Here is a 14,274-nt window from a genome sequence, read left to right on the forward strand (position 1 = left end):
ACCGGCGCCTCCGTTTAGAATGGGCGGCTGAGCCTCCAGGACACCCCAGCCTCCCTTGCGGGAACGCCCGATCCGATGACCGACGCCGCTCCCCGCCACCCGCCGTTGCTGGCCGCCCGCGCTCTGGCGTTCTCGCGCAATGACGAGCCGGTGTTCGGGCCGCTGGATTTCGCCGTGGACGCCGGTGAGGCGCTGCTGGTGCAGGGCGGCAACGGCGTCGGCAAGACCACCCTGTTGCGGGTACTGGCCGGGCTGCTGAGGGCCGATGCGGGCCAGATCGACATCGATGGCCAGCCCGCCGGTCCTTCGCGTCGGGCGCATGCGATGGCCTACCTGGGCCACCTGCCGGCGCTGAAGGCAGACCTGAACACCCTCGAGAACCTCAACTTCCTCTGCGGCCTGCATGGTCGTCGCGCGCGCCAGATGCCGGGCAACGCGCTGGCGATGGTCGGCCTGGCCGGCTACGAGGACGCCCTTGCCCGCCAGCTCTCCGCCGGCCAGAAGAAACGCCTGTCGCTGGCGCGCCTGTGGCTCTCGCCCTCGCCGTTGTGGCTGCTGGACGAGCCCTACGCCAACCTCGATCTGGACGGCATCACCCTGGTGAACCGGATGATCTCCGCGCACCTGCGCGAAGGCGGCGCCGCGCTGGTCACGACGCACGGCGCCTATGCCGCGCCGCCGGTGCAGACGCGCATGCTGGTGATGGAGCGTCCCGCATGAACACCGCGCCATCCCTCTTCCAGACCGCCCGCGCCCTGGTAGCGCGCGACGTGCAGCTGCTGTGGCGTCGCCGTGGCGATGCGCTGCAACCGGCGCTGTTCGCGCTGCTGGTGGTCGTGCTGTTCGCGCTCGGCCTGGGTACCGCGCCGCTGGTGCTGTCGAAGGTGGCGCCGGCCGTGGTGTGGGTGGCGGTGCTGCTGGCCGGCCTGCTGTCGCTGGACACGCTGTTCCGTGGCGATGCCGAGGACGGTTCGCTCGAACAGTGGATCCTCGCGCCAGTGCCGCTGGCCTGGCTGGTGCTGGTGCGCGTGCTGACGCACTGGGCCACCACCGCACTGCCGCTGGTGCTGGCCGCACCGCTGCTCGGCGAGATGCTGCACCTGCCGCGCAGCGAACTGCCGATGCTGCTGGCCACGCTCGCACTGGGCACGCCGCTGTTGAGCCTGCTGGGTGCGGTGGTCGCGGCGCTGACGGTCGGCATGAGGCGCTCTGGTATCCTTGTGGCCCTGCTGGCGCTGCCGCTGTACGTGCCCGTGCTGGTGTTCGGCGCGGGTGCCGTCGCCGCCAGCGCACAAGGGCTGGATGCCTCCGGCGCCCTCCTCTGGCTGGCCGCCGGCCTGTTGCTCTCGCTGCTGCTGGCGCCGCTGGCCGCCGCGGCGGCGATCCGCATCGCCCTGACCTGAAGACCGCCGCCGCATGAATCCTCTCGTCCGCTGGTTCCACCAACTCGGTTCACCGCCCTACTTCGACCGCTTCGCGGCGCGCTGGACGCCGTGGTGCTACCTGGCCGCGGTCGTGCTGCTCGGGCTTGGCCTGTGGCAGGCGCTGTTCGTGGTGCCGGCCGACTATCAGCAGGGCGACAGCTTCCGCATCCTCTACATCCACGTGCCCAGCGCGTGGATGAGCATGTTCGTGTTCGGCCTGATGGCGTTCTACGCGGCCATCGCGCTGGTCTGGCGCATCAAGCTGTGCGAGATCCTCGCGATGGCGTGCGCACCCACCGGCGCCGCGTTCACCGTCATCACCCTGGCCACCGGCAGCATCTGGGGCAAGCCGATGTGGGGCACGTGGTGGGACTGGGATCCGCGCCTGACCACCGAGCTGATCCTGCTGTTCCTCTACCTGGGCGTGATGGGCCTGTACGGCGCCATCGACGACCGCCGCAACGCCGCGCGCGCGGCCGGGTTGCTGGCCATCGTCGGCGTGGCGATCCTGCCGGTGATCCGCTACTCGGTGGTGTGGTGGAACTCGCTGCACCAGGGCCAGACGATCCGCGTGTTCGGCGAATCCAGCATGGACGACAGCATGATCCTGCCGCTGGTGCTGATGGTGGTCGCCACCAAGTTCTGGTTCGCCGGTTCGCTGCTGGCGCGTGCGCGCGCCGACAACCTGCGCCGCGAATCCGGCAAGGACTGGGTGGCGAAGCTCGCCGCCGCGAAGGAGGCCACGCCGTGAGCTACCTCGAATACGTCATCGGCGCCTACGCCGTATTCGCCGTCGTGCTGGGCTGGGACTTCCTGGCTCCGCGCCTGCAGGTGCGCCGCGAACTGCGCGCCGTCCGCCAGCGCGTGGCGCGCGACGCGCGACGCAACGCCGCCCCCGTCGACCTGGAACGCTGACCGATGAATCCCGTGCGCCGCCGCCGCCTGCTGTTCGTGCTGCTCGCCGTCGTGGTGGCCGGCATCGCCACCACGCTGATCGCGATGGCGCTGCAGCGCAACGTGGCCTACCTGTACACCCCGGCCGAAGTGCTGCGTGGCGAAGCCGGCGAATCCCGTTTCCGCCTCGGCGGCATGGTGGAAAAAGGCTCGTTCAAGCGCGAACCCGGCTCGCTGGTCTCGCAGTTCGGCGTGACCGACGGCGATGCGCAGCTGACCGTGCGCTACGACAAGATCCTGCCCGACCTGTTCCGCGAAGGGCAGGCCGTGGTCGCCACCGGCTCGATGCAGGACGGCGTGTTCGTCGCCACCGACGTGCTGGCCAAGCACGACGAGGCCTACATGCCGAAGGAAGTCGCCGACAAGATGGGCAAGGCGCACCAGAAGCACGACGTGCCGGCCGCGCCTGCGGAGTCGGCGTATTGATCGTCGCGCCTGTCCCGCGCCTGCGCCTGGGCACCGGCCACGCTGCTCGCCCGATCTGCGTTTTCACCCACTCCCGCTCCGGGACGAGGCAATGGACTTCTGATGCTCCCTGAAATCGGACAAATCGCGCTGATCCTGGCGCTGCTCGTCGCCATCCTGCAGTCGGTGTTGCCGCTGGCCGGCGCACACCGCAACAAGGCCGCCTGGATGGAGGTGGCGCGCCCCGCCGCCTACGCGCAAGTATGGTTGTTGACGTTGGCCTTCATCGCGCTGACCGCGGCCTTCGTGCAGCAGGACTTCTCGGTCAAGTACGTGGCCAGCAACTCCAATTCCCTGCTGCCCATGGTCTACCGCTACACCGCGGTGTGGGGGTCGCACGAAGGCTCGCTGCTGCTGTGGGCGCTGGTGCTGGCGCTGTGGACCGGTGCGGTGGCGCTGTTCTCGCGCAGCCTGCCCGAGGTGGTGATGGCGCGCGTGCTCGGCGTGATGGGCGTGGTCGCCATCGGCTTCCTCGCCTTCCTGATCTTCACCTCCAACCCGTTCGTCCGCCTGCTGCCCTCGCCCGGCGAAGGCCGCGACCTCAACCCGCTGCTGCAGGACCCGGGGATGATCATCCATCCGCCGCTGCTGTACGTGGGCTACGTAGGCTTCGTGGTGCCGTTCGCGTTCGCCATCGCGGCGCTGCTGGATGGCCACGTGGATGCGCGCTGGCTGCGCTGGACGCGGCCGTGGACGAACGTGGCCTGGGGCTTCCTGACCCTGGGCATCGCGCTGGGCAGCTGGTGGGCGTACTACGAACTGGGCTGGGGCGGCTGGTGGTTCTGGGATCCGGTCGAGAACGCCAGCTTCATGCCATGGCTGGTCGGTGCCGCGCTGATCCATTCGCAGGCGGTCACCGAGAAGCGCGGCGTGTTCCGCGGCTGGACCCTGCTGCTGGCCATCGCCGCGTTCTCGCTGTCGCTGCTCGGCACGTTCCTGGTGCGCTCGGGCGTGATCACCAGCGTGCACGCCTTCGCCGCCGATCCCACCCGCGGTGTGTTCATCCTGATCTTCCTCGGCATCGTCATCGGCAGCTCGCTCCTGCTGTACGCGCTGCGCGCACCGCAACTGGCCGATGCCGACGGCGAGAAGCGCTACTTCTCCGCCAGCTCGCGCGAGACGCTGCTGCTGGCCAACAACCTGCTGCTGACCGCGGCCTGCGCGATGGTGCTGCTGGGCACGCTGTACCCGCTGATCGCCGATGCACTGGACCTGGGCAAGATCTCGGTCGGCCCGCCGTACTTCAGCCTGCTCTTCATCGTGCTGATGGCGCCGCTGGTGGCGCTGGTGCCGTTCGGGCCCATCACCAAGTGGCAGCGCGACACGCCCGGCAAGCTGATGGCAATGCTGCTGCCATGGGCCGGCCTTGCGCTCGTGCTCGCCGCGATTGCGTACTTCATGGCGCCGCAGGGCAAGCTGAAGGCCGCCGCCGGCATCCTGGGCGCGGCCTGGGTCGGGCTGGGCACGCTGCGCTTCATCTGGCAGCGCCTGCGCGCCAACGGCCGCTTCACCCCGGAAATGCTCGGCATGACGCTGGCGCATACCGGCATCGCGGTGTTCCTGGTCGGCGCACTGCTGGTGGAGGCGCTGAACGTGCAGCGCGAACTGGCGGTGAAGCCCGGCCAGACCGTCGAGGTCGGCCGCTGGGGCTTCCACTTCCAGGGCGTCGATGAAACGCAGGGCCCCAACTACCTGTCCGACCGCGGCCACGTGCAGGTGCTGCGCGATGGCAAGCCGGTAGTTCTGCTGCACCCGGAGAAGCGTGCCTACGCCAGCGGCGGCCAGGTGATGACCGAGGCCGGCATCAAACCGGGGCTGCTGGGCGATGTGTTCGTCGCCATCGGCGAGCCGCTCGGCAACGGGGCCTGGGCGCTGCGCGTCCACATCAAACCCTTCATCCGCTGGATCTGGCTCGGTGCCGCGCTGATGGCGCTGGGCGGCTTCGTCACCGCCGCCGACCGCCGGTTCCGGAACCACAAGAAAGCCGAGGCGCGTCCCGCATGAACAACGCTTCCGAACTCCCACCCTCGCCGCCGCGCTCGCGTGGCGCACTGACATTCGCGCTGGTCATCATCGGCCTGTTCTTCGTCGGCCTGATGGGCCTGCTGTACTACGGCGTGTCGCAGTCCGACCGCGCCGGTCGCGATGCGCTGCCGTCGCCGCTGATCGGCAAGCCCGCACCCGCGTTCGACCTGCCGCTGCTGCACGACCCCGCCAAACGCGTCACCAACGCCGACCTCGCCGGCCAGCCCTACGTGATGAACGTGTGGGGCAGCTGGTGCCCGGAGTGCCGCGTCGAGCACCCCATCCTCACGCAGTTCGCGCTGACCAAGCGCGTGCGCTTCATCGGCTACAACCTCAAGGACGAACGCGAGGACGCGCTGCGCTGGCTGGACCAGTTCGGCAATCCCTACATGATGGTGGTTGCCGACCTCGAGGGCCGCACCGCGATCGACTGGGGCATCTACGGTGCGCCGGAAACCTTCCTCGTCGACGGCAACGGCGTGATCCGCTGGAAGCACGTCGGCGCGATCGACCAGGCCATCATCGACCACCAGCTGATCCCGGCGCTGGACAAGATCGAAGCCGGCCAATGAGCGCATTCCCGACATCAGTGCTCCACCGTAGAGCCGCCGAGCTTGCTCGGCTACGCGATGCCGGAACGAAGAACAGCCGAGCAAGCTCGGCTCTACGGTGGTTGCTCGCGTTATGCCTGGCTGCCTGTAGCTTCGCTGCGTTCGCGCAGGCCAGCGACCCCACCCCGCTGCAGTTCACCGACGCGGCGGAGGAAGCACGCTTCCACCGGCTCACCGCGGAACTGCGCTGCGTGATGTGCCAGAACCAATCGCTGGCCGACTCCAACGCGCAGATCGCGCACGACCTGCGCCGCGAAGTGCTGGACCTGATGCGCCAGGGCAAGGACGACGCGCAGGTGAAGCAGTTCCTGGTCGACCGCTACGGCGAATTCGTGCTGTACAAGCCCGACGTCGCACCCGGCACCTACATCCTCTGGTTCGGCCCGCTGTTCCTGCTGCTGGCAGGCGGCGTGTGGGTCGGCCGCATCGTGGCCAAGCGCGCGCGACAGCCCGCACCCGCCACCGACGACACCGACCAGGAGTGGTGATGACCCCCTTCGTGATCCTCGCCATCGTGCTGTCCCTGGCCGTGCTGCTGGCCGTGCTGTGGCCGTTGTGGCGCGAGGCGCGTGGCCTGGTGATCGCCGGCGTGGCGACGCTCGGCATCGCCACGTTCGCGCTGTACCGCGTGGTCGGCACGCCCGCCGCGCTGGAGCCGCAAGCCACGACCGCCGGCATGCCCGCCACGCTGGACGAAGCCGTCGCGCAGCTGGAAGCCGAACTCAAGAAACAGCCGAACGAACCCGAAGGCTGGCGCCTGCTCGGCAAGTCGTACGCCGCGCTGCAGCGCTACGGCGATGCGCAGAAGGCGTTCGAACGCGCGGTGCAGCTGCTGCCCACCGATGCCGACCTGCTGGTCGAAGCCGCACAGGCCCGGCTGTTCGCCAATCCCGAGCGCAAGCTCGATGCCGAGGCGATCGCCCTGCTGGACAAGGCCATCGCGATCAATCCCGACCACCAGCGCGCGCTGTGGTTCGTCGGCCTGGCGCAACGTCAGGAAGGCAAGCACGCCGACGCCGCGAAGACCTGGGAGCCGCTGCTGGCCAAGGTCGATCCCAACACCGCCGCGACTCTGCGCACGCAGATCAACGAAGCCCGCGCCGAGGCCGGCCTGCCGCCGCTGGCGGAGACGGCACCCACACCCGCACCCGCCGCGGATGCCGCGCCTGCGCTGCTCACGGTGACCGTGGACCTGGCGCCCGCGCTGAAGAGCAAGTTGGCGCCCGACGACACGCTGTTCGTGTTCGCCCGCCAGATGGGCGGCCCGCCGATGCCGGTCGCCGCCAAGCGCCTGCCGGTGTCCGCCTTCCCCGTGACCGTGCCGCTCAGCGATGGCGACAGCCCGATGCCGACGCTGAAGCTGTCGCAGCTGCCGCAGGTGCAGCTGGTCGCCCGCGTCGCCAAGGGCAGCGGTCCGGCCGCGCAGTCCGGCGACCTGGAAGCCGACGCCGTCACCGCCGACGTCAACGCCGGCAAGACTTACACGCTGACGATCGATCGCGTGGTGCCGTAAGGCATGAGCCGGGCACGCGGCGTGTCCCGGCTCATCCCCTGGATTGCCTTGCCGGCGCTCCTCGGTTTGTTGCTGCCCCTGCAACGTGCATGGATGCCCGGCCAAGGATCCGTCGCCTGGGCACTGGACCTGTTCGTGCACTGGCAGCCGCTGTACGCCCTTGCCTGGCTGCTCGCGTGCCTGCTCGGCGCGCTGCGCGACAGGCGATGGCTGCTGGGCCTGACGCTGCTCGCCTTGCCCTGGTTCACCGCCAGTCCCGTCGCACCGCAGTCGGACGAACCGCCGGATCTTGTTGTCACCGTCGCCAACGTCAACATCCGCCAGCGCGATCCCACCACGCTACTGGACTGGCTTGATCGTCAGCCCGCCAACATCGTCGTGCTGACCGAACTGTCGCCGGATTACGCTGCCGAATTGGCGGCGAGGAACTACGGCGACTTCGCCCACCACGCATTGCATCCGCTCGCATCGCCACCCGGCCTCGGCGTGCTGTCCGACCGCCCCTTGCGCAACGTGCGCGTGCTGCCCGACGGCCTCGGGGCGCTGCGGATGGAAGCCGAGCTCGATATCCACGGCCGCAGCATCCGCTTCATCGCGGCGCATCCGAAGCCGCCCATGGCCACGCGCAAGTACCTCGCGCGCGACCGTCTGCTGCGCGACCTCGCCATGGCCGCTGGCAGGCAGCCGATGATCGTCGCGGGCGATCTCAATGCCACTCCGTGGTCCAGCGCGTTGCTGGGCGCCGACCTGCAGCCGCTCAAGCGCGCCACCGGCTGGGCGCCGACCTATCCGAGCGAGGGCAAGGGTGTGTTCGGCATCGGCATCGATCACGTGCTGGTCTCGTCCGGGTTCGCGCAGACGGGCGCGGAACGCGGGCCCGACATCGGCTCGGACCACCTGCCCGTACGTGCCGGCCTCCGCTGGCGGGGCGAATAGCGCCGCCCGGGTCGCTACACTTGGCGGATGACAGAATTCATCCCCCCCGGCACCCGCTTCCATCCCCTGCCCTCGCCGTTCCGCATGAAGCGCGGCGGTGCGCTGCATGGGGCGCGGATGGCGTACGAGACCTGGGGCACGTTGAACGAACGCCGCGACAATGCGGTGCTGATCGTCACCGGGCTGTCGCCGGATGCGCATGCCGCACGCAACGCCGGCAACGAGGCCGAGGGCTGGTGGGAAGCGATGCTCGGTCCCGGCAAGCCGATCGACACCGACCGCTGGTTCGTGGTTTGCGTGAACTCGCTGGGCAGTTGCAAGGGCTCGACCGGCCCCGCCTCGATCAACCCGGACACCGGTGCGTTGTACCGCCTGGACTTCCCCGAGCTGTCGGTGGAAGACGGCGCGCATGCGGCGTTCGACGTTGTGCGCGGGCTGGGCATCGAACAGCTGGCCTGCATCATCGGCAACTCGATGGGCGGGATGACGGCACTGGCCTACCTGCTGCTGCACCCTGGCGCGGCGCGCACGCACATCAACATCTCCGGCAGTGCGCAGGCGCTGCCGTTCTCCATCGCCATCCGTTCGTTGCAGCGCGAGGCGATCCGGCTGGACCCGAACTGGAACCACGGCCAGTACGACGACGAGACGTATCCGGAATCCGGCATGCGCATGGCGCGCAAGCTGGGCGTGATCACCTACCGCTCGGCGCTGGAATGGGATGGCCGTTTCGGTCGCGTGCGCCTGGAATCGGACCGCCCGGACGAGGAGCCGTTCGGCCTGGAGTTCCAGGTGGAAAGCTATCTTGAAGGCCATGCGCGCCGCTTCGTGCGCCGCTTCGATCCGAACTGCTATCTGTACCTCAGCCGGTCGATGGACTGGTTCGATCTCGCCGACTATGCCGGTGAAGAGCGGGCGGACGGCGACGTGGTGAAGGGGCTGGCCAAGCTCCGCGTGCAGCGGGCGCTGGCGATCGGCGCCACCACCGACATCCTGTTCCCGCTGCAGCAGCAACAACAGATCGCCGAGGGGCTGGCGGCCGGCGGGGCGCAGGCGGAGTTCCTGCCGCTGGAGTCGCCGCAGGGGCACGACGCCTTCCTGGTGGATTTCGAGCGGTTCGGGCCGGCGGTGGCGGATTTCCTGGGCAGCCTCTGACGCCTGTACTTCCCTTCGCCCCGCGTGCGGGGAGAAGGTGCCCGGAGGGCGGATGAGGGGCAAGCGCGGTACTTGCCCATGCGCCGAAGCGCTCCCACTCCGTTCGCCCCTCACCCGCCTTCGGCACCCTCTCCCCGCACGCGGGGCGAGGGGAAAAGCCGACCATCCCGCACCGCACGACGCCCTCTCCGCCCCGGCCGGCTAAAATGGCCCCACATTCTCAAGCGGGCCGTGCCATGACCCTCGATTTCCCCGGCGCCGACAAGCTGGTCGCCTCGCTGGACGCCGCCGTGACCCTGGGCGACGACCGCGCCGTCACCGATGCGTTGCGCAAGTCGCTGTGCGAACTGATCTGCGACGAGGAGGTCAGCCTGCCGGCCTGTGTGCTGGAGCCGATCTCCGACCATTACGCGCGGCGTGAGCTGTACACCAGTCCGGAGCATGGCTACAGCGTCATCGCGATGACGTGGGGGCCGGGCCAGGGCACCAAGATCCACGACCATTCGGGCATGTGGTGCGTAGAAGGCGTGTGGCGCGGGCGGCTGGAGATCACGCAGTATGAGCTGGCCGAGCACGACGATGTGCGGTACCGCTTCGTGCCGGCGGGCACGATCGAGGCCGGTACGGGGTCGGCGGGCAGTCTGATTCCGCCGCACGAGTACCACACCATCCGCAATCCGAGCGACAAGGCGATCGCGGTGAGTCTGCATGTGTACCAGCGCACGATGGTCCGCTGCGGGATCTTCACGCCGGAGGAAGAGGCCGGCGCCGAGGGCTGGCAGCGCCGCGGCGAGCGGCTGCTGGGCACCGATCAGGTCAACTGAGGCCGTAGGTCCGGCCCCTGTCGGCGGGGAGCCGGGCTCGGCTATACTTCGCGTCCGCGCCGGAGTGGCGGAATGGTAGACGCAGCGGACTCAAAATCCGCCGCCCTTAAAAGCGTGTGGGTTCGAGTCCCACCTCCGGCACCAAGATCAAACCCTGGACCTCCAGGGTTTTTTCGTTTGTGGGGCTGCGCGTTTCATAGGGGATTGCAAAGGGGCTCTCAACGGGGCAGGTCCTGAAGATCAATCCTCCCTTGGTCGCGAAGATGTCGGTCGAGTACATGCGCAGCAATCAGGAGACCATGTCGGATATCAGGCGCAGCTGACCGCGCAGCATGTCCAGCTGACTCCATGAGCGACTCGATGAATGGCCTGAGTACCAAAAGACGCGCCCGGGCTCCCGTTCTCGCATGATAACTACCGGACCGTGCGTTAGCCCCCCCGAATGTGCTAGATATTCGGACTTAGGGGAGCCTTCCGCTGGTTTGCGGACTGGCTTAGTGCTTTGAGCGAGCGCATTCGGAAGCGCAGCATGAACGGAACACCCAGCACGGCGAACGAAGCCGAGATACTTCTATCAGTGGACGACACTTGTCCCGATGAAGCGGGTGGGCCTGTTGCCCGCTCCGGCTTCAATTATCAGGACGAAGTGGCTGTGGCCTTCCTGCTTCAAATGCTCGAAGACGCGTCACTTCTGAGAGTTCACTGCGAAACCCACGACGACCTAGTTCTTGTCTGGGACGTGGGAGCCTATCGCACAGCAGAGTACGTTCAAGTGAAAGGCAGCGAACCAGGGAAGCTCTGGTCCGTAGCCGACCTCTGCAAAAAGGATTCTCCGAGCGGGTCAATTTACTCAAAGTCCCTTTCAAAGGATTGCCACAAGGAGCAGTCACTGTTTCGCATTGTGACGCTACAGGGAACAAACGAAGAGCTCAAGCACCTTACTTACGATCGAAATTCGCCCGGCCGTGCGTTGATCGCCGCCGAGCTAGAAGCACTCTCCGACGATATCGACACACGCAGTACGAAATACCGATCAAAGAAGAAAAACGGGGCGGCATTCTGGGTCGGGAATTGCGTATGGGACGTTCGCCACGACCAAGAGGACATCGCAGCAGATAACCTGAACAACCTGATCCGTATCGCCCACTCGGAGAAGCGCCTTATCAGCTATGAGCAGGCAGCGGACATCCTCAACGACCTTCGCAAGATGGCAAAGGACGCTGGGAGCGCAAAGTACGTTCCCGACAAAGACAAGAAAATCATTTCTCGACTCAATCTCCGAGAGTGGTGGGGCAAGCGCATCACCTCCATCCTTGACGGGTCGCAGCCTGCAGGAGGGAAGTTGCGGGACAAACTCAAGGATGCGGGGGCGACCGACGACGTTATCCAGTCAGCAGTCGAACAGCGCCTTCGCTATGCGACCTTGAGCCGAGCATCGAAGTACATGAATGACGATGATGCTGCGGACCTACAGTCCTCAGTTCGCGCGGCCATGCTGACTGCCCGGCTTGAATACCTGTCGCAGGAGCCAGTCGTTGCTCCATTGGATTTCTTGGCATCGTGCCTAAAGGAAGCGAAGGAAATCGCTGAGGCCAGCCCTTGCGACATATCTGGCAGGAAGGAGTTTGCCTTCGGGTGCGTATTCGATATTGCAGACCGTTGCCTCCTCAGATTCACGAGGCCTTCGACATGATGTCGATCAACCGTGCTTCCGCCCGATCGTTTGGCCTACCACTTTCAGCAGATGACATTGTGGAGTTTCACGCCGCGCGCCTCCTGCTTCTAATTGAAATTTGCGGCACAGCAGGACGAATCGATGGTCTAACGAAGATGGCAAAGCTCGACTTTTTCGCCCGCTATCCTGACTTCTTTGACGCAGCCGCTGGAAAGACCGAAGGACGATCAAAGAAGGACGCTGTAGAGTCCGCGATGGTCCGGCACCACTATGGTCCGTGGGATAAGCGCTACTACCACGTCCTATCCCACCTCGAAGCAAAGGGATTGATATCTGTCACTAAAGACAAGAACACCTTCAGGTTAGCGCTAACGCCTGAGGGAAAAGAGAAGGCGCGAAGGCTAAGAGAGTTGCCTAGCTTTCAGCAGCTGACTGATCGCATGAAGGAAATCAAGACGCAGTTCGGCTCCCGAACTGGAAGCTCACTTAAAGACATGATCTATCGTACGTTTGATACCGAAATCGGCAAACGCCGAATGGGGGAGTTCATCTCAAATGATTAACAAGTACCTTTCGGTTATTGCCATTGAGCGCACGCTGGATGGCGGTGAGGTAGAGGTTTTGCCGCTAAAGCCGGGAGTGAATCTTCTAGTTGGCGCCCCGAACACCGGTAAAACCAAGTGGCTCCAGATGCTGGACCATCTATTGGGCGATCAGGATTCATTCGATCAAGTCTTCCTTGAAGACCTTGTAAGAAAATATGAGAGCACTGCAGCGATCCTCCAAGTAGGAGACGACGAAATCCGTGTCGAGCGTCGCTGGAAGACTCCCGGCTCTAAGACGAAGGTCTACGTCGATGATGTAGAAATGAGCGCTAAGGATTTCCAGCACTACCTTATGGAGCTTCTGGAAATACCCCTCCTTCATTTTCCAAAAGGAAACCCAATGTCCGGCCAGACTTGGCCCGAATTGAGTTTTCGGATGCTCTTGCGGCACATGCACCATCAGCAGCGCTTTTGGAGCGGCTTGGTTGACCAGCAACCAGAGGGGGAGCAACTTGCCTGCCTGATGCAGTTCCTAGGTTTGGCGGAGAACGTTTACAACGACTCCTACGGCAAGTTAGTCCAGCTAAAGCTAGATTTGGAAAAGCTCAAGGCTCGGCGGGAGCAGTTCGGCCGAACTCTTCTACAGCTTTCAAAGGGTGCCGTATCGACTTCAGACGAGGCAACATCGCTGACCATCGAAGCTGTCGAGAGGGCTGAGCAAAGTTTGGAAGAACAACAGCAGGCACTATTGGCCAGACGTGCTCAAGCGATTACAGATGCCAGCAGCAAAGCGTTCGCCTTGGACAACCATAAGATTGTCACCCGGCTGACTGAAGCGCGCGCCGCTCTCGTTCGCCTGAGGACAGACCTTGCACTGAAGAGAGAGCTCAACGCGGGGCGCATCTCAGATATAGAACAGTATCGGAATGACTTGGTTACCGAACTGGAGCGCCTGGATAGGACGCTGGCTGCTGGCTCCGTACTGGCAGACCTAAAGATTACGCACTGTCCAGCTTGCGACAGGGCTGTAGAGCCCGTCATTGGTGACGACGAATCCTGTCACTTGTGCCACCGGCTTCTACCAGATGAGCCACCAGAGGAAACCCAGGGAGTCCTTAGGATCGAGTTCGAGCAAACACGGTTAAAAGCGGAGGTCAAGGAGGCAGACCAGCTTCTTAATTCTCTGCATGCGGAGCAAAAAGAGATTATTTCAGAGTGGGACGCATCAACCGAGCAGATAGCAACGGCTGATACCAAACTCAAACCAGCACGCGAGGCGGTTGCGGGCTTGGTGAGTGAAGAGGTGAGTTCGATCGATGTCGCTATGGGGTCGCTTAACGAGAAGCAGAGTCAACTTTCCCGGGTCCGCGGTGCCGTCGAGTTGTCACAGCAGTTGTCGCAAGAGATCGCGGAGAAGGAGAACGATCTCGCCCCTCTTCAAAGCTCGGTAGATCAGTTAGCGGCAAAGGCCGACTTTGACCTTGCCGAAGAGCGCTTGGAGTCTGGCCTCGGAGAATACTTGCGGAGGATTTCTGAGCTAAAGCCGGAATCGTGGCGGCATAGTCTGCCAAGAGTAAGTCTGACGCGCTCCAGTTTCAGCATTAAAATTGGACAGAAGAAGTGGAGCGCGGCGCTGGGAGCGACAGACACCCTCTTCCTCATTATGAGCTACCACTATGGACTTCTTACGCTAAGCCCCTACTCCGACTGCCACTATCCCGGGTTCGCCATCATCGATCTGCCTGGAGACTTTCTCGGCGATGACATCGAGGACAAGGAGAATTTCATCGTCCAACCCTTCATCGAACTGCTTAGAACCGAAGAGTTCCAAGGCGCCCAGGTGATCTTCACTGGAGCCTCCTTCAAGGGTCTGGAAGGAGCGCATCGCATTCAACTTGAAACCCCCTACGTGGAGTGAGCAACACCAGCGGCTCAGTCTACTTGTGCCGCTTGGAGACGCACCTGATCGTCACTGCGTTCTCAACAGTGCGGACGAATTCATCCACTTCAGTTTCGTAGGTGACCTAGGCCATCGCCGCCATGACTACCTTATCGGATGTATAGAATAGGGTGTCGCGCGCAAGCCGATGACGACACAAAAAATGGGGCCTGTCGGCCCCATCCATTTACAACGTTTCACTTCATGC

General features: G+C 64.8%; 15 protein-coding genes and 1 tRNA gene. All 16 read left to right on the forward strand.

Annotated elements, in window-relative coordinates; genetic code table 11:
• The first annotated feature begins 75 nt into the window (after positions 1-75).
• The 16 genes from ccmA to IB230_RS09470 all read left to right on the forward strand — a co-directional run bounded on the left by ccmA (position 76) and on the right by IB230_RS09470 (position 14,045).
• Positions 76-720 carry a heme ABC exporter ATP-binding protein CcmA gene (ccmA, locus tag IB230_RS09395; RefSeq protein WP_192271536.1) on the forward strand — a complete coding sequence of 215 codons (645 nt, stop codon included), beginning with the start codon at positions 76-78 and terminating at the stop codon, positions 718-720.
• Positions 717-1,403 carry a heme exporter protein CcmB gene (ccmB, locus tag IB230_RS09400; protein WP_192271537.1) on the forward strand — a complete coding sequence of 229 codons (687 nt, stop codon included), beginning with the start codon at positions 717-719 and terminating at the stop codon, positions 1,401-1,403. The genes ccmA and ccmB overlap by 4 nt, the downstream gene beginning before the upstream one ends.
• Positions 1,404-1,416: 13 nt before the next feature.
• The gene (locus IB230_RS09405; RefSeq protein WP_192271539.1) at positions 1,417-2,175 is read left to right on the forward strand and encodes a heme ABC transporter permease; all 759 of its coding nucleotides are present in this window, start codon (positions 1,417-1,419) and stop codon (positions 2,173-2,175) included.
• Positions 2,172-2,339, forward strand: coding sequence for a heme exporter protein CcmD (gene ccmD / locus IB230_RS09410; RefSeq protein WP_192271541.1), 168 nt, complete (start codon positions 2,172-2,174; stop codon positions 2,337-2,339). The genes IB230_RS09405 and ccmD overlap by 4 nt, the downstream gene beginning before the upstream one ends.
• Before the next feature lie 3 nt (positions 2,340-2,342).
• Positions 2,343-2,804 carry a cytochrome c maturation protein CcmE gene (gene ccmE, locus IB230_RS09415; protein WP_192271543.1) on the forward strand — a complete coding sequence of 154 codons (462 nt, stop codon included), beginning with the start codon at positions 2,343-2,345 and terminating at the stop codon, positions 2,802-2,804.
• Between the two features lie 102 nt (positions 2,805-2,906).
• Positions 2,907-4,847, forward strand: coding sequence for a heme lyase CcmF/NrfE family subunit (locus IB230_RS09420; RefSeq protein ID WP_192271545.1), 1,941 nt, complete (start codon positions 2,907-2,909; stop codon positions 4,845-4,847).
• On the forward strand, positions 4,844-5,440 hold the full coding sequence (locus tag IB230_RS09425; protein WP_192271547.1) for a DsbE family thiol:disulfide interchange protein: 597 nt from the start codon (positions 4,844-4,846) through the stop codon (positions 5,438-5,440). The genes IB230_RS09420 and IB230_RS09425 overlap by 4 nt, the downstream gene beginning before the upstream one ends.
• Positions 5,441-5,541: 101 nt before the next feature.
• Entirely contained in the window at positions 5,542-5,967 is a 426-nt protein-coding gene (locus tag IB230_RS09430; RefSeq protein WP_225589476.1) for a cytochrome c-type biogenesis protein, read from the forward strand.
• Positions 5,967-6,992: a tetratricopeptide repeat protein gene (locus tag IB230_RS09435; protein ID WP_192271552.1), complete on the forward strand. Its 1,026-nt coding sequence runs from the start codon at positions 5,967-5,969 to the stop codon at positions 6,990-6,992. Before IB230_RS09430 ends, IB230_RS09435 begins: the two co-directional genes overlap by 1 nt.
• Positions 6,993-7,085: 93 nt before the next feature.
• On the forward strand, positions 7,086-7,928 hold the full coding sequence (locus IB230_RS09440; RefSeq protein WP_192271554.1) for an endonuclease/exonuclease/phosphatase family protein: 843 nt from the start codon (positions 7,086-7,088) through the stop codon (positions 7,926-7,928).
• 27 nt (positions 7,929-7,955) lie between these two features.
• Entirely contained in the window at positions 7,956-9,083 is a 1,128-nt protein-coding gene (locus IB230_RS09445) for a homoserine O-acetyltransferase (RefSeq protein WP_192271556.1), read from the forward strand.
• 236 nt (positions 9,084-9,319) lie between these two features.
• Complete coding sequence (locus IB230_RS09450; RefSeq protein ID WP_192271558.1) at positions 9,320-9,907, forward strand: cysteine dioxygenase family protein; 588 nt, start codon at positions 9,320-9,322, stop codon at positions 9,905-9,907.
• Positions 9,908-9,965: 58 nt separating this feature from the next.
• Positions 9,966-10,051 (forward strand) — tRNA-Leu (locus IB230_RS09455).
• A 385-nt stretch (positions 10,052-10,436) separates the two neighbouring features.
• A complete protein-coding gene (locus IB230_RS09460) occupies positions 10,437-11,600 on the forward strand; it encodes a dsDNA nuclease domain-containing protein (RefSeq protein WP_192271560.1) in 1,164 nt (387 codons plus the stop codon).
• Positions 11,597-12,145: a hypothetical protein gene (locus tag IB230_RS09465; RefSeq protein ID WP_192271562.1), complete on the forward strand. Its 549-nt coding sequence runs from the start codon at positions 11,597-11,599 to the stop codon at positions 12,143-12,145. Before IB230_RS09460 ends, IB230_RS09465 begins: the two co-directional genes overlap by 4 nt.
• A complete protein-coding gene (locus tag IB230_RS09470) occupies positions 12,138-14,045 on the forward strand; it encodes a hypothetical protein (protein WP_192271564.1) in 1,908 nt (635 codons plus the stop codon). Before IB230_RS09465 ends, IB230_RS09470 begins: the two co-directional genes overlap by 8 nt.
• Positions 14,046-14,274 lie beyond the last annotated feature (229 nt).

It is taken from the genome of Pseudoxanthomonas sp. PXM01 (genome assembly GCF_014851815.1).
In the GTDB taxonomy this organism is placed as follows: domain Bacteria; phylum Pseudomonadota; class Gammaproteobacteria; order Xanthomonadales; family Xanthomonadaceae; genus Pseudoxanthomonas_A.

Bases quoted from the DNA above. Each gene is read 5' to 3' on its own strand.
- IB230_RS09435 (WP_192271552.1), top strand. From the start codon at position 5,967: ATGACCCCCTTCGTGATCCTCGCCATCGTGCTGTCCCTGGCCGTGCTG.
- IB230_RS09445 (WP_192271556.1), top strand. From the start codon at position 7,956: ATGACAGAATTCATCCCCCCCGGCACCCGCTTCCATCCCCTGCCCTCG.
- ccmE (WP_192271543.1), top strand. From the start codon at position 2,343: ATGAATCCCGTGCGCCGCCGCCGCCTGCTGTTCGTGCTGCTCGCCGTC.
- IB230_RS09450 (WP_192271558.1), top strand. From the start codon at position 9,320: ATGACCCTCGATTTCCCCGGCGCCGACAAGCTGGTCGCCTCGCTGGAC.
- IB230_RS09425 (WP_192271547.1), top strand. From the start codon at position 4,844: ATGAACAACGCTTCCGAACTCCCACCCTCGCCGCCGCGCTCGCGTGGC.
- ccmA (WP_192271536.1), top strand. From the start codon at position 76: ATGACCGACGCCGCTCCCCGCCACCCGCCGTTGCTGGCCGCCCGCGCT.
- IB230_RS09405 (WP_192271539.1), top strand. From the start codon at position 1,417: ATGAATCCTCTCGTCCGCTGGTTCCACCAACTCGGTTCACCGCCCTAC.
- IB230_RS09420 (WP_192271545.1), top strand. From the start codon at position 2,907: ATGCTCCCTGAAATCGGACAAATCGCGCTGATCCTGGCGCTGCTCGTC.
- IB230_RS09440 (WP_192271554.1), top strand. From the start codon at position 7,086: ATGCCCGGCCAAGGATCCGTCGCCTGGGCACTGGACCTGTTCGTGCAC.
- IB230_RS09460 (WP_192271560.1), top strand. From the start codon at position 10,437: ATGAACGGAACACCCAGCACGGCGAACGAAGCCGAGATACTTCTATCA.
- IB230_RS09470 (WP_192271564.1), top strand. From the start codon at position 12,138: ATGATTAACAAGTACCTTTCGGTTATTGCCATTGAGCGCACGCTGGAT.
- IB230_RS09465 (WP_192271562.1), top strand. From the start codon at position 11,597: ATGATGTCGATCAACCGTGCTTCCGCCCGATCGTTTGGCCTACCACTT.
- ccmB (WP_192271537.1), top strand. From the start codon at position 717: ATGAACACCGCGCCATCCCTCTTCCAGACCGCCCGCGCCCTGGTAGCG.